Origin of the sequence: Acidovorax sp. SUPP3434 (assembly GCF_030159015.1) — a bacterium.
Classification (GTDB): Bacteria; Pseudomonadota; Gammaproteobacteria; order Burkholderiales; family Burkholderiaceae_C; genus Paracidovorax.
This window is the reverse complement of sequence record NZ_BQXL01000010.1, coordinates 134,612-155,554: the sequence shown is the minus strand read 5'-3', so window position 1 is coordinate 155,554 and position 20,943 is coordinate 134,612. Positions and strand designations below refer to the sequence as shown.

Below are 20,943 nucleotides of genomic sequence, written 5' to 3'. Positions count from 1 at the left end.
ATCGGTAACGGCACCCCGCCGCCACGCATTTTTACGGCGCGTTTACGCCCCGTGCCCCAGTCTGTGCACCCTTTTTACGGGCGCCTTCCGAGAATCGATTCCATCGTTTTGATGCAGGAGTGAGAGATGGACATCGTGTGGATTGCAGCGCTGGTGGCGCTGTGGGTGGCCATGGCGGAGGCCGTGGTGCTGCTGGGCCGGTTCGACGGCCCCAAGGGAGCATCGCGGTGATCGCGCTCGACGTGCTCTACGGCTTCGGCGCCATCGTGGCCGTCGTCCTGTTCGCGTACCTGGTGTTCGCGCTCATCTGCGCCGAGGAGTTCTGACATGGACGCGTCCGCCTGGGGCCTGTTGGCCCTGTTCCTTCTCGTGCTCCTCGTGCTGGCCTGGCCCCTGGGCCGATGGCTGGCCGCAGTCTGCGATGGTCGGCTGCCGCAGTGGATGCACCGCGCCGAGTCGCCGCTGTACCGCGTGGCCGGCGTGCGGCCCGAAGAGAGCATGCACTGGCGCCACTATGCGCTGGCCTTGCTGGCGTTCAATGCCATCGGTGCCGTGGTCGTGTACGGCCTGCAGCGCCTGCAGGCCGGGCTGCCGCTCAACCCGCAGGGCATGGCCGCTGTGTCGCCCGACTCGGCTTTCAACACCGCGGTGAGCTTCGTCTCCAACACCAACTGGCAGGGCTATGCGGGCGAGGGCACCATGGGCTATCTGACGCAGATGCTGGGGCTGTCGGTGCAGAACTTCCTGTCGGCGGCCACGGGCATCGCCGTCGCGTTCGCGCTGGCCCGGGGCTTTGCCGCGCGCCGCACGGACGGCCAGGGGCTGGTGGGCAACTTCTGGGCCGACATGGTGCGCATCAACACCTGGGTGCTGGTGCCGGTGTCTCTGGTGATCGCCGTGTTTCTGGTGGGGCAGGGCGTGATCCAGAACTTCTCGCCGTCCCGGGACGTCGCCACGCTGGAGGCCACGGCCTACCAGAACCCGAAGCTGACGGCTGACGGGCAGCCCGTGAAAGACGCGGCCGGCAACCCGGTGACGGAGAGCGCGAGCACCGCCACGCAAACGCTGGCCATGGGGCCGGTGGCGTCGCAGGAGGCCATCAAGATGCTGGGCACCAATGGCGGGGGCTTCTTCAATGCCAACTCGGCCCATCCGTACGAGAACCCCACGCCGCTGACCAACTTCGTGCAGATGCTGGCGATCTTCCTGATCCCCGCCGCGTTGTGCTTCACGTTCGGCCGGGTGGTGGGCGATCCGCGCCAGGGCCTGGCGATCCTGGCGGCCATGACGGTGATGTTCGCCGTGGCGGTGGCCGTGGTCATTCCCGCCGAGCAGGCCGGCAACCCGCGCATCGCCGCGCTGGGGGTGGACCAGGCGGCGACGGCGCTGCAGTCCGGCGGCAACATGGAGGGCAAGGAGGTGCGCTTCGGCATCACCGCATCGGCACTCTTCGCCGCCGTGACGACGGCCGCCTCGTGCGGCGCGGTGAACGCGATGCACGACTCGTTCACCCCGCTGGGTGGGCTGGTGCCGATGGTGCTGATGCAGCTGGGCGAGGTGGTCTTCGGCGGCGTGGGCACGGGCCTGTACGGCATGCTGGTGTTTGCCATCCTCGCGGTGTTCATGGCGGGGCTGATGATCGGCCGGACGCCGGAGTACCTGGGCAAGAAGATCGAAGTGCGCGAGATGAAGCTCACCTCGGTAGCCATCCTGGTCACCCCGATCCTGGTGCTGGTGGGTGCGGCGGTGGCGGTGATTGCAGAGTCCGGCAAGGCGGGCATCGCCAATCCGGGTGCGCATGGTTTCTCCGAAATCCTCTATGCCCTCACCTCGGCGGGCAACAACAACGGCAGCGCCTTCGCAGGCCTGTCGGCCAACACGCCGTTCTACAACGTGCTGCTGGGGCTGGCCATGTGGTTCGGGCGCTTCGGCGTGATCGTGCCGGTGCTGGCCATCGCGGGCTCGCTCGCCGCCAAGAAGCGGCTGCCCGCCACCGCCGGCACACTGCCCACGCACGGGCCGCTGTTCGTGGCCCTGCTGATCGCCACCGTGCTGCTGGTGGGCCTTCTCAATTACGTTCCGTCCCTGGCGCTGGGCCCCGTCGTGGAACACCTGATGCTGTGGACCCCAGTGAGGCCCTGACATGACAACCCCCAAGACATCCCTTTCTCTTTCGCTGTTCGATGCGGCGCTCGTCAAGCCCGCGCTGTGGCAATCGTTCGCCAAGCTCGATCCCCGCGTGCAGTGGCGCAATCCGGTGATGTTCATCGTGTTCATCGGCAGCCTGTTCACCACGCTGCTCTGGCTGCATGCACTCACGGTGCCCCAGGACACGGGCATGCGCCCGGCCTTCGTGCTGGCGATCGCCGTCTGGCTGTGGTTCACCGTGCTGTTCGCCAACTTCGCGGAGGCGCTGGCGGAGGGCCGCAGCAAGGCGCAGGCCGCATCGCTGCGCGGCCTGCGCAAGGACACCTGGGCCAAGAAGCTCGCCGAGCCGCGCCATGGCGCGACCTTCCTGCCCGAGCAGGCCACCAACCTGCGCCGCGGCGACGTGGTGCAGGTGGATGCGGGCGACGTGATTCCGCTGGACGGCGAAGTGATCGAAGGCGTCGCATCGGTGGACGAGAGCGCCATCACCGGCGAATCCGCGCCGGTGGTGCGTGAATCGGGCGGGGACTTCTCGGCCGTCACGGGCGGCACCCGGGTGCTGTCGGACTGGCTGGTGGTGCGCGTGACGGTGAACCCGGGCGAATCGTTCCTGGACCGCATGATCGGCATGGTCGAGGCTGCCAAGCGCCAGAAGACGCCCAACGAGGTGGCGCTGACCATCCTGCTGGTGGCGCTCACCATCGTGTTCCTCGTGGTCACCGTGACACTGCTGCCGTTCTCGATCTTCAGCGTGGGGGCATCGGGGGCGGGCACGGTCGTGTCGCTCACCGCGCTGGTGGCGCTGCTCGTGTGCCTGATTCCCACCACCATCGGCGGTCTGCTGTCGGCCGTGGGCGTGGCGGGCATGAGCCGCATGATGCAGGCCAACGTGATCGCCACCTCCGGACGCGCGGTGGAGGCCGCGGGCGACGTGGATGTGCTGCTGCTGGACAAGACCGGCACCATCACGCACGGCAACCGCCAGGCGAGCGCGTTCCTGCCGGCGCCCGGCGTGGCCAAGGAGCGCCTTGCGCGCGCCGCCATGCTCGCGTCCCTGGCCGATGAGACGCCCGAGGGCCGCAGCATCGTCGAGCTGGCGCGCCGCGGCGGCCTGCCGGAAGAAGCCGCTGCGCCTGGCGTGCGCCTGGTGCCTTTCACGGCGCAGACGCGCATGAGCGGCGTGGACCTGCCGGCCACGGCCGGTGCGCCCGAGGTGGCGTTGCGCAAGGGCGCGGTGCAGGCCATGGTGCGCCACATCCAGGCGCTGGGCGGCAGCGTGCCGGCCGAGGTGGTGCGCGCGGCCGACGACGTGGCGCGGCGCGGCAGCACGCCCCTGGCGGTGGCCGAGGGCGCCCAGGTGCTGGGCATCGTCGAGCTCAAGGACATCGTCAAGACCGGCATCAAGGAGCGCTTCGCCGAGCTGCGGCGCATGGGCATCAAGACGGTGATGATCACGGGCGACAACAAGCTGACCGCCGCCGCCATCGCCGCTGAGGCCGGGGTGGACGACTTCCTGGCCGAGGCCACGCCCGAGGACAAGCTCGCGCTGATCCGCCAGTACCAGGCCGAGGGCCGCCTGGTGGCCATGACCGGCGACGGCACCAACGATGCACCGGCACTGGCGCAGGCCGACGTGGCCGTGGCCATGGGCAGTGGTACGCAGGCCGCCAAGGAGGCCGGCAACATGGTGGACCTGGACTCCAACCCCACCAAGCTGCTGGAGGTGGTGGAGACCGGCAAGGCGCTGCTGATGACGCGCGGCTCGCTCACCACGTTCTCCATCGCCAACGACGTGGCCAAGTATTTCGCCATCATCCCGGCGATCTTCGTGTCCACCTACCCGCAGCTGGCCGCGCTCAACGTGATGCGGCTGGCGAGCCCCTCCTCGGCCATTTTGTCGGCGGTGGTGTTCAATGCGCTGGTGATCGTGTTCCTGATCCCGCTGGCGCTCAAGGGCGTGCGCTATCGCCCGGTGGGCGCCGCCGCGCTGCTGCGCCGCAACCTGGCGATCTATGGCCTGGGCGGGCTGGTGGTGCCGTTCATCGGCATCAAGCTCATCGACTGGGTGCTGGTGGCCGTGGGCCTCGTTTGAACTGTGCAAGGAAGCATCGACATGACCAAAATCCTCCGTCCCGCGCTGACCCTTTTCGTGCTGCTGAGCGTGATCACGGGCGTTGTCTATCCGCTCATCGTCACGGGGGTGGCGCAGGCCGCGTTTCCGCAGCAGGCCGCGGGCAGCCTGGTGTTGCGCGGCGGGCAGGCCGTGGGCTCGTCCCTGATCGGGCAGAACTTCACCGACCCGAAGCACTTCTGGGGCCGCCCCTCGGCCACCGCGCCCATGCCCTACAACGCCAGCGCGTCGGGCGGCTCCAACCTGGGGCCTCTGAACCCCGCCCTCACGGAAGCCGTCACCGCGCGCGTCCAGGCGCTGCGCGAGGCCGATCCCGGCAATGCCGCGCCCGTGCCGGTGGACCTGGTCACGGCTTCCGCCAGCGGGCTCGACCCGCACATCAGCCCCGCTGCCGCGCGCTATCAGGCCAGCCGCGTGGCCAAGGCGCGGGGCTGGCCGGTGGAGCGCGTGCAGGCCCTGATCGACGCGCACACCGATGCCCCGTTCCTGGGGCTCCTCGGCGATCCGGGCGTGAACGTGCTCGCCCTGAATCTCGCGCTCGATGCCGAGCGGTGAGCTCCATGGCACTAGCGCCGATTCCGGCGCAACGCCCGCCACAATAGGGCCCGCACGTTCCTTCGCCCATGCCTGACATCGCCCGCCCGGACCCCGATGCGCTCATCGCCCAGATGCGCGCGGAGGAAGAGCGCACCCAGCGCGGCAAGCTGCGCATCTACTTCGGTGCCAACGCGGGCGTGGGCAAGACCTGGTCGATGCTGAGCGCGGCGCAGCGCGAGCGCAAGGCGGGGCGTGACGTGCTCATCGGGGTGATCGAGACCCATGGCCGCAGCGAGACCGCCGCGCTGGTCGAGGGCCTGCCCGTACTGCCGCTGCGCAGCCTGGACTACCGGGGCCGCCAGCGCACCGAGTTCGACCTCGACGGTGCGCTGGTGCGCCAGCCGGCCGTGCTGCTCGTGGACGAACTGGCGCACTCCAATGCGCCCGGGTCCCGGCATGCCAAGCGGTGGCAGGACGTGCAGGAGCTGCTCGCCGCCGGAATCGAGGTGTGGACCGCGCTCAACGTTCAGCACCTGGAAAGCCTGAACGGCACCGTCGGAGCCATCACCGGCGTGCGCGTGCACGAAACCGTGCCCGACACGGTGCTGGACGAGGCCGACGAGGTGGTGCTGGTCGATGCCACACCTGACGAACTGGCCGCGCGCCTGGCCGCCGGCAAGGTCTACCTGCCGCAGCAGGCCGAGCGGGCGGCGCAGAACTTCTTTCGCAAGGGCAACCTGATCGCGCTGCGCGAGATCGCGCTGCGGCGCACGGCCGAGCATGTCGAGGACGACGTGCGCGGCTGGCGCGTGGAGCAGTCCGGCGCGGGCGGCGACCGCGTGCCACCGGCCTGGAACACCTCCGGCGCCTTGCTGGCCTGCGTGGGGCCCGGCGAGGATGCCGCCCAGACGGTGCGCACCGCGGCGCGGCTGGCCGGCCAGCTCAATGTGCGCTGGCACGCCGCCTATGTGGAAACGCCGCGGCTGCAGCGGCTCGATGCCCGGCGCCGGGACCGCGTGCTGGCCGTGCTCCAGCTGGCGGAGGGCCTTGGTGCGGAAACCGCGGTGCTGACCGGTGGCGAGGTCGCTCCGGTGCTGGCGGAGCATGCGCACCGGCTCAACTGCGCCACGCTCGTGGTCGGTCGCCCGGCCCAGGCCGCCGGCTGGCGGCGCTGGTGGCCCGCACGGCCCGTGGCGCAGGTCCTGGCCGCTGCGGCCCCGGCCCTCGACATCGTGGAGGCCGGGCGCGCCGGCAGTTCGCGGCGCCTGGCGCAGGCGGACTGGGGGCGGGCCGGCACCGAAGCGCTCGACAGCGAAGAGCGCCAGCCGGCCCGCTGGCCGGGCTTCGTGTGGTCGCTGGCCGTGAGCGTGGCCGTCACCTTGCTCACCCACCTGCTGTCCGGGGTGTTCGAGCTGGCCAACATCGTCATGCTGTACCTGCTCGGGGTGGTGGGCGTGGCCATGCGATTCGGCCGGGCGCCGGCGGCCCTCGCGGCGCTGGTCAACGTGCTGGCGTTCGATTTCTTCTTCGTATCGCCGCGCATGTCGTTCGCGGTGAGCGACGTGCAGTACCTCGTCACCTTCGGGGTCATGCTCATGGTGGGGCTGCTGGTGGGGCAGCTCACCGCGGGGCTGCGCTTCGCGGCGGGCGTGTCGGCGAGTCGCGAGCGGCGCGCGCAGTCGTTGTTCGACCTCACGCGCGAACTGTCCGCCGCGCTGCAGGTGGAGCAGATCACCGCCATCGGTGCTGCCGCGGTGCAAAAGCATTTCGGCGGGCGCGCGGCGGTGCTCGCGCTGGACGAGAGCGACCGCCTGGCCATGCCCGAGGGGCTGCCGCCCGGATTCGACGCGAACGTGGCCGACTGGACGCTGCGCCAGGGCCAGAGCGCCGGCCTGGCCACGGCCACGCTGGCCGCACAGACCTGGCGCTATGTGCCGCTCAAGGCGCCCATGCGCGTGCGGGGGGTGCTGGCGCTGGAGCCTGCGCAGCCGCGCTGGCTGCTGATTCCCGAGCAGGCGCAGCAGCTCGATACGCTGGCCCGGCAGATCGCCATCGCTCTGGAGCGGGTGCACTACGTGGACGTGGCGCAGCGCGCGGTGGTGGACATGGAATCGGAGCGCCTGCGCAATGCCCTGCTGGGCGCCATTTCGCACGATGTGCGCACCCCGCTCACGGCGCTGATCGCGCTGGCGGAATCGCTGCCCGCGCAGTCGGCCGAAGGCCAGGCCGAGGCCGGCCGCGCCATCGTGGCGCAGGCCCATCAGTTGCATGCGCTGGTGAGCAACCTGCTCGACATGGCACGGCTGGAGAGCGGCATTGCCGGCGGCAGCGTGAACCTGCGGCGCGACTGGCAGTCGGTCGAGGAGGTGGTGGGCACCGCGATCCGGGCGGCACGCCCTGCGCTGGGGCGCTTGCCGGTGGTCACGCACCTGCCGGCGGACCTTCCGCTGGTGGAATTCGATGCCGTGCTCATCGAGCGGGTGCTGGTCAACCTGCTGGAAAACGCCGCCAAATACGGCGCCCCGCCCATCGAGGTGTCCGCCAGCACCACGCCCACCACGCTGCGGCTGGCCGTGCGCGACCATGGGCCGGGCCTGCCGGTGGCGCTGCGAGGGCAGGAGCACACGCTGTTCGAGAAATTCACGCGTGGCCAGTCGGAGTCGGCCACGCCCGGCGTGGGCCTGGGGCTGGCCATCTGCAAGGCGGTGGTGCAGGCGCACGGCGGCGACATCTCCGCCGCCAGCGCCGAGCGCGGCGGGGCGGAGTTCACCGTGACCCTGCCGCGGCGCGACGAGCCCCCGCTTCCCCTGGACGAACCCTTGGAGCCCGGTGCGCCGGAAATGCCATGACCCTGGCCTTGCGAACGGTGATCGTGATCGAGGACGAGCCGCAGATCCGCCGCTTCGTGCGCAGTGCACTCGAAGCCGAGGGTTGGCAGGTGCATGAGGCGGCCACGCTGCGCGAGGGGCTGTCGGCCGCCGGCACGCGGCAGCCGGACCTGCTGGTGCTCGATCTGGGGCTGCCCGATGGCGATGGCGTGGGGCTGATCCGCGACGTGCGCAGCTGGTCGGCGGTGCCCATCATCGTGCTGTCGGCCCGCACCGACGAGGCCGACAAGATCGCGGCCCTGGATGCGGGCGCCGACGACTACCTCACCAAGCCGTTCGGCACCGGCGAGCTGCTGGCGCGTGTGCGCGCCAACCTGCGCCGCCCGCGCGCCGCCAGCGGCAACGGGCTCACCCCGGTGGCCGAGGAGCCCGTGTTCCGCTTCGGCGACATCGAGGTGGACCGGAACGCTCGGGTGGTGCGGCGCGGCCATGCCGAGGTGCACCTCACGCCCACCGAGTACCGCATGCTGTCCGTGCTGGTGGCCAATGCGGGCCGCGTGATCACGCAGCGGCAGCTGCTGCGCGAGGTGTGGGGCCCCATGCGTTCGGACCAGAACCACTACCTGCGCATCTACATGGGCCACCTGCGCCAGAAATTGGAGGCCGACCCGGCCCAGCCGCGCCATCTGCTGACCGAGACCGGTGTGGGGTATCGGCTCGCCGTGTGAGCCCCGCATCCACGGGCCGAGTTCGCCTGTCCGGCAGGTGCTTCGGGTGGGTGCGACGAAGACAGGGCTGCGCGTTGCCAAAGTCACGGGGTGAATGGCCGTCCCCGCGCCAGAGGGGCCGGGGTTCGTGGCGCTCTGTTCTTCCGATCCAAAGGACTCCATCGTGATTCAACGCTCTCTCGCTGCACTCTTGATCGCCGCGCTGTCCGGCGCGGCGCATGCCGACAACACCACCGACACGGCACCGCCCGACGGCTGGGCCAGCCAGGGCGGCGGCACCACGGGCGGCGCGGGCGCCACGGCGAAGTACCTGAGCAAGGTCAGTTCGCCATCCCAGTTGAATGCCGCGCTCAGCGCGGGCGGTGCCCAACCGAAAATCATCGTGGTGTACGGCACCATCGACATGGCCGCCGCGGACAACGGAGGTCCTTTCACCAGCCGGGCCGATCAGGCTGCGCGCAACCTCATCACGATTCCGAGCAACACCACGTTGATCGGGGCCGGAAGCGATGCCCGGATCGTCAACGCCTCGATCCTGATGAAGCGGGTTTCCAACGTCATCCTGCGCAATCTGACCATCGTCGCTCCCTGCGATCTGTCGCCGGTCTGGAGCAGCAGCGAGGGGCGGTGGAACTCCGACTTCGATGCGGTCACGATCTACAGTTCGCAACGCATCTGGGTGGACCACAACCGGTTCACCGACGCGCCCGTCACCGACGATCAGGCTCCCATCGAAAAGGGCCAGCCTCAGCAATGCCACGACGGTGCGCTGGACGTGATCCACGCGAGCGACTACGTGACGGTGTCCAACAACGTGTTCGACCGGCACGACAAAACCCACCTGGTGGGTGCCTCGGACAGCAGCACCGACGAGGAGGGCCATCTCACGGTGACCTTCCACCACAACCTCTACAGCCAGGTCGTGGAGCGCGCGCCCCGCGTGCGCTACGGCAGGGTCCACGTGTACAACAACTACTACACCGGCAGCAAATCGGACGCACCCTACAAGCACAACTACAGCCTGGGCGTGGGCTACAAGGCGCAGATCCTCTCGGAAAACAACGTGTTCGAGGTGCCCGGCGCGGCCACCTGCGCCGATGTGGTGAAGAACCCCGGTGCGGCTTCCAGGACGGGCACCATCCGCGATACCGGGTCGCTGCTCAACGGCGTTGCGCTCGGTCTCGCAGCCCAATGCGGCTTTGCTGCAGCGGGCTGGACGATTCCTTATGCGGGCGGATACACCCTGGACCCCGCCTCGAGCGTCAAGGCGAAAGTGCTGTCCAACGCAGGCCCCGGCAAGCTGACGGTGAACTGAGCGAAGCCCGCCGGCCCGCAGAGGCCGGCAGGCGGGCGTGCTCAGGCCGTAGGCGGCAAGTGGGCGGCGGCTTGGGCATCCTCTTCTTCGCCGCGCCGGTGCACGATCCGGTACAGCAGCGGCAGCACCAGCAATGTGAGCGCGGTCGAGGACAGGATGCCGCCGATGACCACCGTCGCCAGCGGCCGCTGCACCTCTGCTCCGGTGCCGGTGGCAATGGCCATGGGCACGAAGCCCAGCGAGGCCACCAGCGCCGTCATGAGCACGGGCCGCAATCGGGTGAGCGCTCCCTCCCGGATGGCGGCGTCCAGCGGCATGCCGCTCTCGCGCAGGCCGCGGATGAAGGAGATCATCACCAGCCCGTTCAGCACGGCGACGCCCGACAGCGCGATGAATCCGACCGCGGCCGAGATCGAGATCGGGATGTCGCGCAGCCACAGCGCCACGATGCCGCCGGTGAGGGCGAACGGGATGCCGGTGAACACGACCAGCCCGTCCTTCACATTGCCGAACATGGCGAACAGCAGGGTGAAGACCAGCAGCAACGCGACCGGCACGACCACCTGCAGGCGCTGGGTGGCCGACTGCAGATTTTCATACTGGCCGCCCCAGGCGGTCCAGTAGCCCGCCGGGATCTGGACGGCCTGCATGGCCTGTTCCGCCTCGGCCACGAAGGAGCCCAGGTCCCGGCCCCGCACGTTGGCGCTCACGACGATGCGGCGTTTTCCGTCCTCCCGGCTGACCTGGTTGGGACCCGGTGCCAACTGCAGCGTGGCCACTTCGCTCAGCGGGATGAAGCGGGCGCGGGCGTCCGCGGCGTCGCCGCCGCGAGGCAGTGCGACCGGCAGCCGCTGGATGGCCTCCAGGTCGGTCCGGATGTGCTCCGGCAGCCGCACGAGGATTCCGAAGCGCCGGTCGCCTTCGAAAAGGGTGCCGGCCTCGCGCCCGCCCACGGCAATCGACACGGCCTCCTGGACATCGCCCACATTCAGTCCGTAGCGGGCGGTCTTGGCGCGGTCGATGTTCACCGTCAGCACCGGCAGGCCGCTCGTCTGCTCCACCTTGACCTCGGTGGCCCCATCGATTCGGTTGAGCACTTCGGCGACCTTCTGGGCGGTCTGGTCGAGCACGGCCATGTCGTCGCCGAAGATCTTCACCGCCACATCGCTGCGCACGCCGGAGATGAGTTCATTGAACCGCAACTGGATGGGCTGTGAGAACTCGTAGTTGTTGCCCGGCAGTTGCTCCACCTCGGCCTGGATGGCCGCAAGGAGCTGTTCGCGCGACCGGGCCGGTGCAGGCCAAGTGTCCTGCGGCTTGAGCATGATGTAGGCGTCCGAGATGTTGGGCGGCATCGGGTCCGATGCGATCTCGGCCGTTCCGGTGCGGGCAAAAACCCGCTCGATCTCGGGAAACTTCGCCTTCAGCGTGCTCTCCAGCTGCTGCTGCATCGCCACCGACTGCGACAGGCTGGTGCCGGGAATGCGCAACGCCTGCATGGCGAAATCGCCCTCGCCCAGGCTTGGTGCGAACTCGGTGCCCAGGCGCGTCGCCAGCAGGCCGGACAGCAGCACGGCCGCGAGTGCCAGTGCGATGACCACGGGCTTGGCGCCCATGGCGCGGTCCAGCAGCGGCGCGTAGGCGCGGCGGGCCCAGCCCATGAGCCGGTTTTCCTTCTCGCCCACCGTCTTGCCGATGAACAGCGCGACGGCGGCAGGAATGAAGGTGACCGACAGCACCATCGCACCGACCAGCGCGATGACCACCGTGAACGCCATCGGATGGAACAGCTTTCCCTCCACCCCGGTGAGCGCGAAGATCGGCAGGTACACGATCATGATGATGAGCTGGCCGAACAGCAGCGGCCGCCGCGCTTCCTGCGACGCCGCGAATACTTCGTGAAAACGCTCCGCCCGCGTCAGCGGCCGGCCCTTGTGCTGCTGTGCGTGGGCCAGGCGCCGCACACAGTTCTCAACGATCACCACCGCGCCGTCGATGATGATGCCGAAGTCCAGCGCACCCAGGCTCATCAGGTTGGCACTGACCTTCTGGTTCACCATGCCGGTGAAGGTGAACAGCATCGACAGCGGTATGACCATGGCCGTGATCAACGCCGCGCGGATGTTCCCCAGGAAGAGGAACAGGATCACGATCACCAGCACCGCGCCCTCGAAGAGGTTCTTCTTCACGGTGGCGATGGCCTTGTCCACGAGCGCCGTGCGGTCGTACACCGTCACCGCATGCACGCCGGCGGGCAGGGTCCGGTTGATCTCCTTCATCTTGCGGTCCACGGCCTGGGAGACCGTGCGGCTGTTCTCGCCGATGAGCATGAACACCGTGCCCAGAACGACCTCTCGGCCGTTGTCGGTGGCGGCGCCGGTACGCAGTTCTTTGCCCAGCCCGACCTCGGCCACATCCCTGACGCGCAGCGGCACGCCGCCCGCGTTGCCGAGGATGACGTTGCGCAGGTCGTCCATCGACTGCACCTGCCCGGGAGCGCGGATCAGGTATTGCTCTCCGCGGCGCTCGATGTACCCGGCTCCCACGTTCGCGTTGTTGCGTTCGAGCGCCGTGACCAGGTCCCCCATCGTGAGGCCATGCGCCAGCAGCTTGTCGGGGCTGGGGGCGATCTGGTACTCCTTGGCATACCCGCCAATCGAGTTGATCTCGGTCACGCCGGGCACGTTGCGCAGCTGCGGCTTGATGATCCAGTCCTGGATCTCGCGCAGGTCCGTGGAGGTGTAGGGTTGCCCATCCGGCTTGCGGGCTCCGTCCTGGGCCTCCACCGTCCAAAGGTAGATTTCCCCCAGGCCTGTCGATATGGGTCCGATGACCGGGTGAACGCCCTCCGGCATCTGGCCGCGGGCCGACTGGATGCGCTCGTTCACGAGTTGCCGCGCGAAGTAGATGTCGGTGCCGTCCTGGAAGATCACGGTCACCTGCGACAGCCCGTAGCGTGACAGCGAGCGGGTCTGCTGCAGCCCGGGCAGCCCCGCCATGACGGTCTCCACGGGAAAACTCACGCGCTGCTCCACTTCCAGGGGAGAGTAGCCGGGCGCCGCGGTGTTGATCTGCACCTGGACGTTGGTGATGTCCGGCACGGCATCGATGGGCAGCTTCTGGTAACTGTAGAGGCCCAGGGCCGCCATGCCGAGCACGGCCAGCATCACGAGCCAGCGCTGCGCGATGGAAAACTGAATGACACGTTCAAACATGGGCCACCTTCAGTGCGAGTGCGACGCCGAGCTCTTGCCCTGCTGGGATTTCACGACGAAGCTGCCTGCCGCGGCATAGGCCGTGCCGGCTGCCAACCCTTTGACGACCTCGACCCGCTGGCCATCCGTGCGACCCAGTTGAACCGCCTGGGCAATGAAGCCGCCCTCGGCCCGGACGAAGACCACGGTTTTGTCATCGACGGTCTGCACCGCATCGGTCCGCACGGTGACCGGCGGTGTCGCTTCGGACGACACCAGTTCGACCTCCACGAACAGTCCGGGCCGCCAGACCTTCTGCGGATTCGCCACCGCCACGCGGGCCGTGGCCATGCGCGTCTGCGCGCCGATCAGGGCGCCGACATAGGAGACCTCGCCCTCCGCCTTCGCATCGAACGCGGTGGAGCGCACGGTCACCCGTTCGCCCACGCGCACCAACGGCAAGTGTTGCGCGGCCACGCTGATTTCGGCCCACACGGTGGACAGGTCGGAGAGGGTGAAGACATTCGCGTCCTCCTTCACGGACTCGCCCAGCGACAGGTGCTTTTCGACCACCATGCCGTCGAAAGGTGCGCGCAGTTCATAGCGGCCCAGGGCCGATGCGGCAGGCGTGGCACCGATGGCAGAGAGCTTCTGCTGTGCATTGGCGACCGCGATCTGCGCTTCGCGCAGGGACTGCTGCGCCTGCAGGTAGTCCTGCTCCGGCGCGATTTTTTCCTCCCACAGCTTCTTCTCGCGCTCGTACGTGGTCCGGGCCAGTTCGGCCCGGCGCTGTGCGGTCTGCAGCTCGCTGCGCTGCTCTGACAGCGCCGGGCTCGACAGCACGGCCAGTACCTGCCCCTTGCGGACCTGTTGGCCGAGCTGGGCCGAGACGCTTTCCACCACGCCCGCCAGCCGCGGCACCACGTGGGCGGTGCGATCCTCGTTGAATTTGATTTCGCCCGGCAACTGCAGCGTGGCACGGATGCGCGCGGGGCCCGCGGTGTCGATCGCAATGCCGGCGGCCTTGGCCTGCGCTTCTGTCAGGGGAATTTTTCCTTCTGCCTGCTGCAGCGTGAAGGTGTGTGCACGGCCATCCTTCTGGATGGAGAGGACGATCTCGAACACATGCGGCTCCTCGATGGCCTGCACGCTCTTCAATCCCTCGCCATCGGCGGTGAACGACAGCGTTTCCCGCTCTCCTCCCGGTCGCGTCAGCGTGGCGGACAACTGGGCGGCATCCGCTTTCACCGGCTTGCCTTGCTCGGAAAGCCAGACTGCGAGATGCGGGGTGCCGCCGTCTTCCGGCACTTTCGCCTCGAGGCTGAAGCCGTCTTCAGTGAATCGCTGGCCGCCATGCGGGCCCTTGGCCGCTTCCTCCTCTGCATGGGTGTCCCGGCTGGCGCTTTTCTCACCGGGGGAGCCATGGGACGCTTCCTCCGCGTGGGGCGCATGGCCATCTGCTTCGGCGTGGCCACCCTGGGAGGAGGCGGGGCTGCCCCGCAGGATCAGGGCGCCGGCGATCAGCGTGACCACCAGAATGGCGGCCACCACCCACCATTGGCGCTTGCCGGCTTTGCCGGTCGATGGGTTCAGTCGTTTGTTCATGGAGGACTTTCAGCGGGCGAAGTGAATGGGGGAGGGCAGGTCGTCGCCGGCATGCCCCAGCAAGCGGTCCAGTTCGCTGGCGGCGCGATGCGCGGCGGCCAGGGCGCGCAGCGTTTGCGTGCGCACCTGCAGCAGCGTGCGCTGTGCATCAAGGGCTTCCAGAAAACTGAACTTGCCCAATTCGAACCCTTTGGTCGCGGCCTGGTAGGCGCTCTCTGCGCCGGGAAGGGCGTCGCGCTGCAGTGTTTCGGCCTCGAGACGCGATGCGTGGAGGGTCTCCAATGCCGCTGCCGCTTCGGAGGCCGTGCGCAGTTCGGTGGACAGCAGTTCGTCGCGCGCCTGCTCCTCGCGGCTCAACGCTTCGGCCAGGTTGCCCTGGTTGGTGTCGAAAATGGGCAGGGGAATGGACACGCCCACCACCCACTGGTTTCCGCCCACGTCGGGGCTTCGCTTGCTGCCCAGCGTCACTGCGATGTCAGGCACCCGCTTGGCCTGCTCCAGGGCCGTTAGCGCGCTGCGCCGATCGACTTCCAGCCGTGCCTGAACCAACGCGGGTGCACCATGCATCCGCTGCTCGATCTCCAGGCTGGACGGTGGGGTGGGCAAGGCATCGAGCTGTCCCACGGCATGGGCGAAGGCGGGCTTCGGATTGCCCCACAGCGCGGCCAATTGCTGCCTTGCGGTTCGCAGGGCGCCCTCGGCCTGCAAACGCTCCACCTGCACACCGGACTCGGCCACCTTGGCCTTCGTTTCCTCCAGGGGCGAGACCTTGCCGGCCGCCACCCGGTTGGCCGCGGCATGCACCGCCCGCTGTGCCAGCGTGACCGAGTCCTGGGCCATGCGGACGCGCTCCTGCGCGGCCAGGACTTCGAAGAAGGCGGTGATCACGCCCGCGCGAAGCTCCGATCTGCGCGCCAGGGCCGCGGCGGCGGCCTGGTCCCGCGCCCGCTCGGCGGCTGTGATGCGGGCGGCTCGCTTGCCGCCCAGCTCGATCGGCTGGCTGATCTGCACGGTCGTCGTGCGGCGCTCCTGCCGCAGGTCCTCCACTGTGGTCTCCAGCACGGGATTGGGCCGTGCGCCCGCCTGACGGATGGCAGCATCCGCCGCGTCGCGCGCACGCGCCACGGCGGACAGGTCGGGATTGTTCTGCCATGCCAGTGTCACCGCGGTGGCAAGGCTCAAGGGCTCGGACAATTCCACGGTGCGTGGCTGCACCGTGGACGGGGGAGGAAGCGGGGTGGTCTGGCTGTGCGAAAAGACCGGAAATGCCGCGAAAGCCATGGCGGCCAGCGACACGAAATGCCTGTGCATCGAATTCTCCTGGGTTGCAACAACAACGGGCGGATGAATTCGGCGAGAGTTCTCAGCGAAGGGCTGTGATCAAAGAGGGAAGGCCGTGCCGTGTCTCTCGCCGAATCAGGCGAGCGCGGGCCAGGCAGGGCGCGTGGGAATGCCTCCCACGTGGGAGCGATAGGACTCGGTGAAGGACGGGGGCCGGGCGGCGGGCCCGGTCGTGGCCGCTACGTTGGCGGTATGGGCCAGGGGCTGCACCGTGCAGGTGTGGCAGGTCAGGCAATCATTGTCCGGACCTCCCGGCAAGGGGTCCGAGGGCGTATCGGTGTCTTGTGCCGACGCACTGGTGGCCGCGACGTGGTGGTGTTCGTGGTGCCCGAAATGCGAGGCGCTGGCATTGCTTTCGTGCTGGCAATAGCCTGCGGCGGCCGCCCAGCTCAGCTGGAACGGCATCGCGAAAAGCAAAAGAATCATCAGCCAGCGGCGCATCGGGCGGCAGTATATCGGTGGGCCGCAAGGGCCTGACACGGGGCTGGGCATTGCCCGAAGCCTCCGGGTGGTCAGGCGCCCTGCATTGGCATTGGCATGGGTGCGGAGGCGGGCTCAATGGTCGCCATAGCGCAGCAGGTTGCCCTTGGCGGCGCGCTCGGCCTCCAGGCGCACTTGCTCGCGTGTCAGCGCGCTCGGGGCATTGGCCTCCTTGCGAGGCACCTCCAGGCCCCACTGCATGGCCACCAGGGTGCCGTCGGTGCGGGCAGTGGCCAGCTCCGACAGGACCTGCGCCCGCGACTTTGCCTGGGCGGCATGCTGCGGATGCACGGTGTAGCCGGCTTCGGTGGGCGCGCTGTGCAAGGTGCTGGCCGCCGAAGCGCTCAAGGGCACCCATGCAGCCGACATGGCGGCGAACAGAAAAACGGCGGGGGAACGGGTCATGGTCAATCTCCTGGGTTGGGCATCCGGCCCGAACCGCCGGACCGGGATGCAGCCGAACGTTGTGCCGGCGTGAAGTCACTGTAAAAACCCAGTCGGCCGATTCACCGACGGCAAGATGACGAATTCGTCATCTTTCAATCGGTCCCCGGGCGATACGATGGCCCGATGCGCATACTGGTCATCGAAGACGAGCCCAAGCTGGGCGATTACGTCAAAAAAGGCTTGGAAGAAAACGGCTACGTAGTCGATATTGCCAGGGACGGCATCCAGGGTCGGTACCTCGCCACGCAGGGCGATTACTCGGTCATCCTGCTCGACGTGATGCTGCCCGGGGTGGATGGTTTCGGCGTGCTGGCCGCCATTCGGCAGGGCAAGGACGTGCCCGTATTGATGGTCACGGCCCGCGATCAGGTCGAGGATCGCGTCAGAGGTTTGCAGCAGGGCGCTGACGACTATCTGGTCAAGCCCTTCGCGTTCTCCGAACTGCTGGCGCGGGTGCAGGCCCTGCAGCGCAGGGGGCCGCTGCAGGAGCACACCGTCTTGAAACTGGCCGACCTGGAGCTTGATCTGGTTGCACGCAAATGCCACCGTGAAGGCGTGCGGATCGACCTGACCGCCAAGGAGTTCGCCTTGCTCGCCTTGCTGATGCGCCGCCAGGGGCGCGTGCTCTCTCGAACGACGCTCGCCGAACAAGTGTGGGACATGCACTTCGACAGCGAAACCAATGTGGTGGAGGTGGCCGTGCGACGCCTGCGCAGCAAGCTGGACGATCCGTTTGCGCGACGGCTCTTGCACACGGTGCGCGGAATGGGTTACGTCTTGGAGGATCGGGGACCGCCATGAGTCCTTTCCCGTCATCGATACAGCGTCGGTTGTCCCTCTGGCTGGCCCTGCAGACGCTGATTGGCCTCAGCGTGCTCTGCGTCTCCGTCTATGTCGTCACAGCGTGGAATTTTCGACAGAAGGCGCAGGAAGAGCTGGACCAGCAGGCGCGACTGGTATCCCATCTGCTGAACGAGCGCAGCCAAGGGGGCGGCGCGCTGTCCTTGCAGCACAAGCTGGAAGATTACTTTTCCTCCCATGGCAACGTGAGCGTGTCCATCGGCCGCGATGGCGCGCAGTTGTTCAGTTCTACCCCGGCCACTTCGGGCGAATGGGTCTGGGCCGATCACCGGGTGGCACCGCACGACAGCGGCTCCTCCTTCAACGTGCGCATCGGCATCGACACCACGCAGGACGCGCGCCTTCTGCGCCGGCTGGGCGGGACGTTGGCCTTGGCCGTGGTGCTGGGCACGCTGCTGGTCTCGCTGACGGGGGCGCTGCTCGTGCGCCATGGCCTTCGGCCGCTGCGCAAGTTGGCGGAGCGAACCGCCCGCATCACGCCGGACGCTGCCAGTGTGCCCATTGATCCTCTTGAATTCGCCCAGGAGCTTCGTCCCTGGATCGTGCAATTCAATGCGCTCATGGCCCGGGTCGAACAGGCCTATTCGCAGTCCAAGGCGTTCAATGCCGATGTGGCCCACGAGTTGCGCACGCCCCTGGCGAACCTCATTGCCTCGGCGGAGGTCGAGCTGGCCCGCCCTCGCTCCGCCCAGGACATGCAGTTGCTGCTGGTGTCGAACCTGGAAGAGATCCGGCGGCTCTCAGGCATCGTGGCCGACATGTTGTTTCTGTCGCGGGCCGATCGCGGAGAGTCCTTGCGCTCACGGCAGCCGACCCGCCTTGCAGAGCAGGCCTGCGCCGTGCTGGAGTTCCATGAAGCCTTGATGGAGGAGGCTGGATTACGGGGCACGGTCGTGGGGGATGCCACCGCAGCGGTGGACGTGCCGCTAGTGCGCCGGGCCCTGTCCAACCTGTTGGGCAATGCCATCCGCTATGCAGCGAAGGACTCCACCATCGTCGTGGCCATCCGCCCGTGGGGCGACGGCGCCGAGATCACCGTTGAAAATGAGGGCCCCCGCATCGCACCGGAGGCGCTCGACAGGCTGTTCGAGCGCTTTTACCGGGCGACATCGGCCCGCGATGGTTCGGACCAGCACCACGGCCTCGGCTTGGCCATCGTGGACGCCATCGCGCGAATGCATGGGGGAAAAACCTTTGCCAGCAGCACGGCGCAGGTCACGCGCATCGGCTTCACCGTCAACGCATCGCCCGCGACGTCCTGAGCTGCGGGCTTCAACCGGAGGCCTTCCGTTCCTCCGATCCGGGTGTTACACGCCGGCCGCGTGCGCCTGCTGGTCTGCGTGGTAGCTGGAGCGAACCATCGCACCCACCGCCGCGTGGCTGAAGCCCATTTCGTAGGCTTTTTCCTCGAACATCTTGAACGTGTCCGGGTGCACGTATCGGCGCACCGGCAGATGGCTGTTGGAGGGCGAGAGGTACTGGCCGATGGTCAGCATGTCGATGTCATGCGCACGCATGTCGGACATGACCTGAAGGATCTCCTCGTCCGTCTCGCCCAGGCCCACCATGATGCCGCTCTTGGTCGGCACGCCAGGATGCAATGCCTTGAATTTCTTGAGCAGGTTCAGGCTGAACTGGTAGTCGCTGCCGGGCCGGGCTTCCTTGTACAGGCGTGGCGCCGTCTCCAGATTGTGGTTCATCACGTCGGGCGGCGCGGCCTTGAGGATTTCCAGCGCGCGGTCATCCCGCCCTCGGAAGTCTGGCACGAGGATCTCGATCTGGGTGGAGGGAGAGAGGGTGCGGATGTGCTGGATGCACTCCACGAAGTGCCCGCTGCCGCCATCGCGCAGATCATCGCGGTCCACGCTGGTGATCACCACGTACTTCAGCCGCAGCTGCGCGATGGTCTTGGCCAGGTTCAGTGGCTCGTCCTTGTCCAGCGGGTCGGGGCGGCCATGCCCCACGTCGCAGAACGGGCAGCGGCGCGTGCACTTGTCGCCCATGATCATGAACGTGGCCGTTCCCTTGCCGAAGCATTCGCCGATGTTGGGGCAACTGGCTTCCTCGCACACCGTGTGCAGCTTGTTCTCGCGCAGGATGTCCTTGATCTCGTAGAAGCGCGTGGTGGGACTGCCCGCCTTCACCCGGATCCACTCGGGCTTCTTGAGCACTTCGCCTTGCTCGACCTTGATCGGAATGCGTGACAGCTTGGCGGCTGCCTTCTGCTTGGCCAGCGGGTTGTAGGCAGCGGTGGTTTGCGCTTCGCGCACGACTTCAGGAGTGCTCATGGCAGGGTAGTGGTCAGGGGGCCAGGCGAATGGCGAGCTGCTGGCTCAGCACTTCGGCGGCTTCTTCCCAGGTGGTGTGGACCCCGATTGTAGAAAGGTCCACCGTTTGCAACCCTGCGTAGCCACAAGGGTTGATGCGCGAGAAGGGTTCCAGGTCCATGTCCACGTTGAGTGCCACGCCGTGGTAGGTGCAATGGCGCGACACCTTGATGCCCAGTGCGGCGATCTTGCCCAGCCCGTTGAAGTCAGGGGCTCCATGGGCTTGCGTGGCTGGCAGGCCCTCGGCCTTGCGCGGCCGCTGCGGCAGCCGGGCATGGCCTCCCGGGTCGTCCAGGCGCACGTAGATGCCCGGTGCCCCGCCCACACGGTGGCCGGTAACGCCGAAATGGGCCAGCGTCCGGATCACCGATTCTTCGATGCGGTAGACGTATTCCTTGACGAAATAGCCGGCGCGCTGCAGATCCAGCAACGGGTAGGCCACGACCTGCCCCGGGCCATGGAAAGTCACCTGCCCGCCCCGGTTGGTGGCGACGATGGGAATGTCGCCAGGGGCCAGCACATGGTCGGCCTTGCCGGCCAGCCCTTGCGTGTAGAGCGGCGGGTGCTGGCAGATCCACAGCGCATCGGGAGTCTGGGACGTACGCTCCTGCGTGAACGCCTGCATGCCCTGCAGCGTCTCCCGATAGTCCACGAGGCCCAGGTGGCGAATCTCCATGGCGGCTTAGAGCACCACCTTGACCATCGGGTGCGAGGACAGCGCCCGGTACAGGTCGTCAAGCTGCTCGCGGCTGGTGGCCGTGATCGTGATCGTGACGCCCAGGTAGTTGCCAGCGCGGCTGTCGCGCAGTTCGATGGTCGACGCGTCGAAGGTCGGGTCGAAGCGGTGCGCCAGCTCCGTCACCGCGTGGACGAATCCATCCACTTTCTGCCCCATGACCTTGATGGGGAACGACGAGGGGTACTCGATGAGCGAATCCTTGCGGGGATCGGTCGCGGACGGGGCGTCTGATGGGAGCGTGGAAGGGGGCTGTGTCATGGCG

At 68.0% G+C, this 20,943-nt stretch carries 17 protein-coding genes; 9 read left to right on the top strand and 8 right to left on the bottom strand.

Annotated features, from left to right (window positions below; genetic code table 11):
* Nucleotides 1-227: 227 nt before the first annotated feature.
* The 7 genes from kdpF (at nt 228) to AVKW3434_RS16330 (ending at nt 9,687) form a co-directional block, all read left to right on the top strand.
* Nucleotides 228-326 (top strand): K(+)-transporting ATPase subunit F, encoded by a 99-nt coding sequence (kdpF, locus tag AVKW3434_RS16360; protein ID WP_272565812.1) that lies wholly within the window; start codon nt 228-230, stop codon nt 324-326.
* Between the two features lies 1 nt (nt 327).
* Complete coding sequence (gene kdpA, locus AVKW3434_RS16355) at nt 328-2,142, top strand: potassium-transporting ATPase subunit KdpA (RefSeq protein ID WP_284406693.1); 1,815 nt, start codon at nt 328-330, stop codon at nt 2,140-2,142.
* A 1-nt stretch (nt 2,143) separates the two neighbouring features.
* On the top strand, nt 2,144-4,240 hold the full coding sequence (kdpB, locus tag AVKW3434_RS16350; protein ID WP_284406692.1) for a potassium-transporting ATPase subunit KdpB: 2,097 nt from the start codon (nt 2,144-2,146) through the stop codon (nt 4,238-4,240).
* Nucleotides 4,241-4,261: 21 nt separating this feature from the next.
* Nucleotides 4,262-4,834, top strand: a complete 573-nt coding sequence (kdpC, locus tag AVKW3434_RS16345; protein WP_272565807.1) for a potassium-transporting ATPase subunit KdpC — start codon at nt 4,262-4,264, stop codon at nt 4,832-4,834.
* A 68-nt stretch (nt 4,835-4,902) separates the two neighbouring features.
* A complete protein-coding gene (locus AVKW3434_RS16340; protein WP_284406691.1) occupies nt 4,903-7,665 on the top strand; it encodes a DUF4118 domain-containing protein in 2,763 nt (920 codons plus the stop codon).
* Nucleotides 7,662-8,372, top strand: a complete 711-nt coding sequence (gene kdpE / locus AVKW3434_RS16335; RefSeq protein WP_272565805.1) for a two-component system response regulator KdpE — start codon at nt 7,662-7,664, stop codon at nt 8,370-8,372. Before AVKW3434_RS16340 ends, kdpE begins: the two co-directional genes overlap by 4 nt.
* A gap of 163 nt (nt 8,373-8,535) precedes the next feature.
* Nucleotides 8,536-9,687 (top strand): pectate lyase family protein, encoded by a 1,152-nt coding sequence (locus tag AVKW3434_RS16330; protein ID WP_284406690.1) that lies wholly within the window; start codon nt 8,536-8,538, stop codon nt 9,685-9,687.
* Between the two features lie 41 nt (nt 9,688-9,728).
* On the opposite strand, the gene AVKW3434_RS16325 is transcribed toward AVKW3434_RS16330, so the two are convergent.
* The 5 genes from AVKW3434_RS16325 to AVKW3434_RS16305 form a co-directional block, all read right to left on the bottom strand.
* The gene (locus AVKW3434_RS16325) at nt 9,729-12,902 is read right to left on the bottom strand and encodes a CusA/CzcA family heavy metal efflux RND transporter (protein WP_284406689.1); all 3,174 of its coding nucleotides are present in this window, start codon (nt 12,900-12,902) and stop codon (nt 9,729-9,731) included.
* Nucleotides 12,903-12,911: 9 nt separating this feature from the next.
* Nucleotides 12,912-14,486: an efflux RND transporter periplasmic adaptor subunit gene (locus tag AVKW3434_RS16320; protein ID WP_284406688.1), complete on the bottom strand. Its 1,575-nt coding sequence runs from the start codon at nt 14,484-14,486 to the stop codon at nt 12,912-12,914.
* A gap of 9 nt (nt 14,487-14,495) precedes the next feature.
* Nucleotides 14,496-15,797 carry a TolC family protein gene (locus tag AVKW3434_RS16315; protein ID WP_284406687.1) on the bottom strand — a complete coding sequence of 434 codons (1,302 nt, stop codon included), beginning with the start codon at nt 15,795-15,797 and terminating at the stop codon, nt 14,496-14,498.
* Between the two features lie 105 nt (nt 15,798-15,902).
* Nucleotides 15,903-16,268 (bottom strand): cation efflux protein, CzcI family, encoded by a 366-nt coding sequence (czcI, locus tag AVKW3434_RS16310; RefSeq protein ID WP_284413292.1) that lies wholly within the window; start codon nt 16,266-16,268, stop codon nt 15,903-15,905.
* Nucleotides 16,269-16,382: 114 nt separating this feature from the next.
* Nucleotides 16,383-16,712: a DUF4148 domain-containing protein gene (locus AVKW3434_RS16305; protein ID WP_284406685.1), complete on the bottom strand. Its 330-nt coding sequence runs from the start codon at nt 16,710-16,712 to the stop codon at nt 16,383-16,385.
* A gap of 165 nt (nt 16,713-16,877) precedes the next feature.
* Between AVKW3434_RS16305 and AVKW3434_RS16300 the strand changes: the two genes are divergently transcribed.
* On the top strand, nt 16,878-17,555 hold the full coding sequence (locus tag AVKW3434_RS16300) for a heavy metal response regulator transcription factor (RefSeq protein WP_284406684.1): 678 nt from the start codon (nt 16,878-16,880) through the stop codon (nt 17,553-17,555).
* Nucleotides 17,552-18,877, top strand: coding sequence for a heavy metal sensor histidine kinase (locus AVKW3434_RS16295; RefSeq protein WP_284406683.1), 1,326 nt, complete (start codon nt 17,552-17,554; stop codon nt 18,875-18,877). Before AVKW3434_RS16300 ends, AVKW3434_RS16295 begins: the two co-directional genes overlap by 4 nt.
* 45 nt (nt 18,878-18,922) lie before the next feature.
* Here the strand turns inward: AVKW3434_RS16295 and lipA are convergent, their stop codons facing one another.
* From lipA to AVKW3434_RS16280, 3 genes are read right to left on the bottom strand one after another with little or no spacing between them, the layout of a single operon-like run.
* Nucleotides 18,923-19,903 carry a lipoyl synthase gene (lipA, locus tag AVKW3434_RS16290; RefSeq protein WP_284406682.1) on the bottom strand — a complete coding sequence of 327 codons (981 nt, stop codon included), beginning with the start codon at nt 19,901-19,903 and terminating at the stop codon, nt 18,923-18,925.
* 13 nt (nt 19,904-19,916) lie between these two features.
* Nucleotides 19,917-20,618 carry a lipoyl(octanoyl) transferase LipB gene (lipB, locus tag AVKW3434_RS16285; RefSeq protein WP_284406681.1) on the bottom strand — a complete coding sequence of 234 codons (702 nt, stop codon included), beginning with the start codon at nt 20,616-20,618 and terminating at the stop codon, nt 19,917-19,919.
* Nucleotides 20,619-20,624: 6 nt separating this feature from the next.
* Nucleotides 20,625-20,939: a YbeD family protein gene (locus AVKW3434_RS16280; RefSeq protein ID WP_272565783.1), complete on the bottom strand. Its 315-nt coding sequence runs from the start codon at nt 20,937-20,939 to the stop codon at nt 20,625-20,627.
* Nucleotides 20,940-20,943: the final 4 nt, after the last annotated feature.

What these genes read in the sequence shown, in the direction of transcription:
- kdpA (WP_284406693.1), top strand. Translation starts at nt 328, where the DNA reads ATGGACGCGTCCGCCTGGGGCCTGTTGGCCCTGTTCCTTCTCGTGCTC.
- kdpB (WP_284406692.1), top strand. Translation starts at nt 2,144, where the DNA reads ATGACAACCCCCAAGACATCCCTTTCTCTTTCGCTGTTCGATGCGGCG.
- kdpC (WP_272565807.1), top strand. Translation starts at nt 4,262, where the DNA reads ATGACCAAAATCCTCCGTCCCGCGCTGACCCTTTTCGTGCTGCTGAGC.
- AVKW3434_RS16340 (WP_284406691.1), top strand. Translation starts at nt 4,903, where the DNA reads ATGCCTGACATCGCCCGCCCGGACCCCGATGCGCTCATCGCCCAGATG.
- kdpE (WP_272565805.1), top strand. Translation starts at nt 7,662, where the DNA reads ATGACCCTGGCCTTGCGAACGGTGATCGTGATCGAGGACGAGCCGCAG.
- AVKW3434_RS16325 (WP_284406689.1), bottom strand. Translation starts at nt 12,902, where the DNA reads ATGTTTGAACGTGTCATTCAGTTTTCCATCGCGCAGCGCTGGCTCGTG.
- AVKW3434_RS16320 (WP_284406688.1), bottom strand. Translation starts at nt 14,486, where the DNA reads ATGAACAAACGACTGAACCCATCGACCGGCAAAGCCGGCAAGCGCCAA.
- AVKW3434_RS16315 (WP_284406687.1), bottom strand. Translation starts at nt 15,797, where the DNA reads ATGCACAGGCATTTCGTGTCGCTGGCCGCCATGGCTTTCGCGGCATTT.
- czcI (WP_284413292.1), bottom strand. Translation starts at nt 16,268, where the DNA reads ATGCGCCGCTGGCTGATGATTCTTTTGCTTTTCGCGATGCCGTTCCAG.
- AVKW3434_RS16305 (WP_284406685.1), bottom strand. Translation starts at nt 16,712, where the DNA reads ATGACCCGTTCCCCCGCCGTTTTTCTGTTCGCCGCCATGTCGGCTGCA.
- AVKW3434_RS16300 (WP_284406684.1), top strand. Translation starts at nt 16,878, where the DNA reads ATGCGCATACTGGTCATCGAAGACGAGCCCAAGCTGGGCGATTACGTC.
- AVKW3434_RS16295 (WP_284406683.1), top strand. Translation starts at nt 17,552, where the DNA reads ATGAGTCCTTTCCCGTCATCGATACAGCGTCGGTTGTCCCTCTGGCTG.
- lipA (WP_284406682.1), bottom strand. Translation starts at nt 19,903, where the DNA reads ATGAGCACTCCTGAAGTCGTGCGCGAAGCGCAAACCACCGCTGCCTAC.
- lipB (WP_284406681.1), bottom strand. Translation starts at nt 20,618, where the DNA reads ATGGAGATTCGCCACCTGGGCCTCGTGGACTATCGGGAGACGCTGCAG.
- AVKW3434_RS16280 (WP_272565783.1), bottom strand. Translation starts at nt 20,939, where the DNA reads ATGACACAGCCCCCTTCCACGCTCCCATCAGACGCCCCGTCCGCGACC.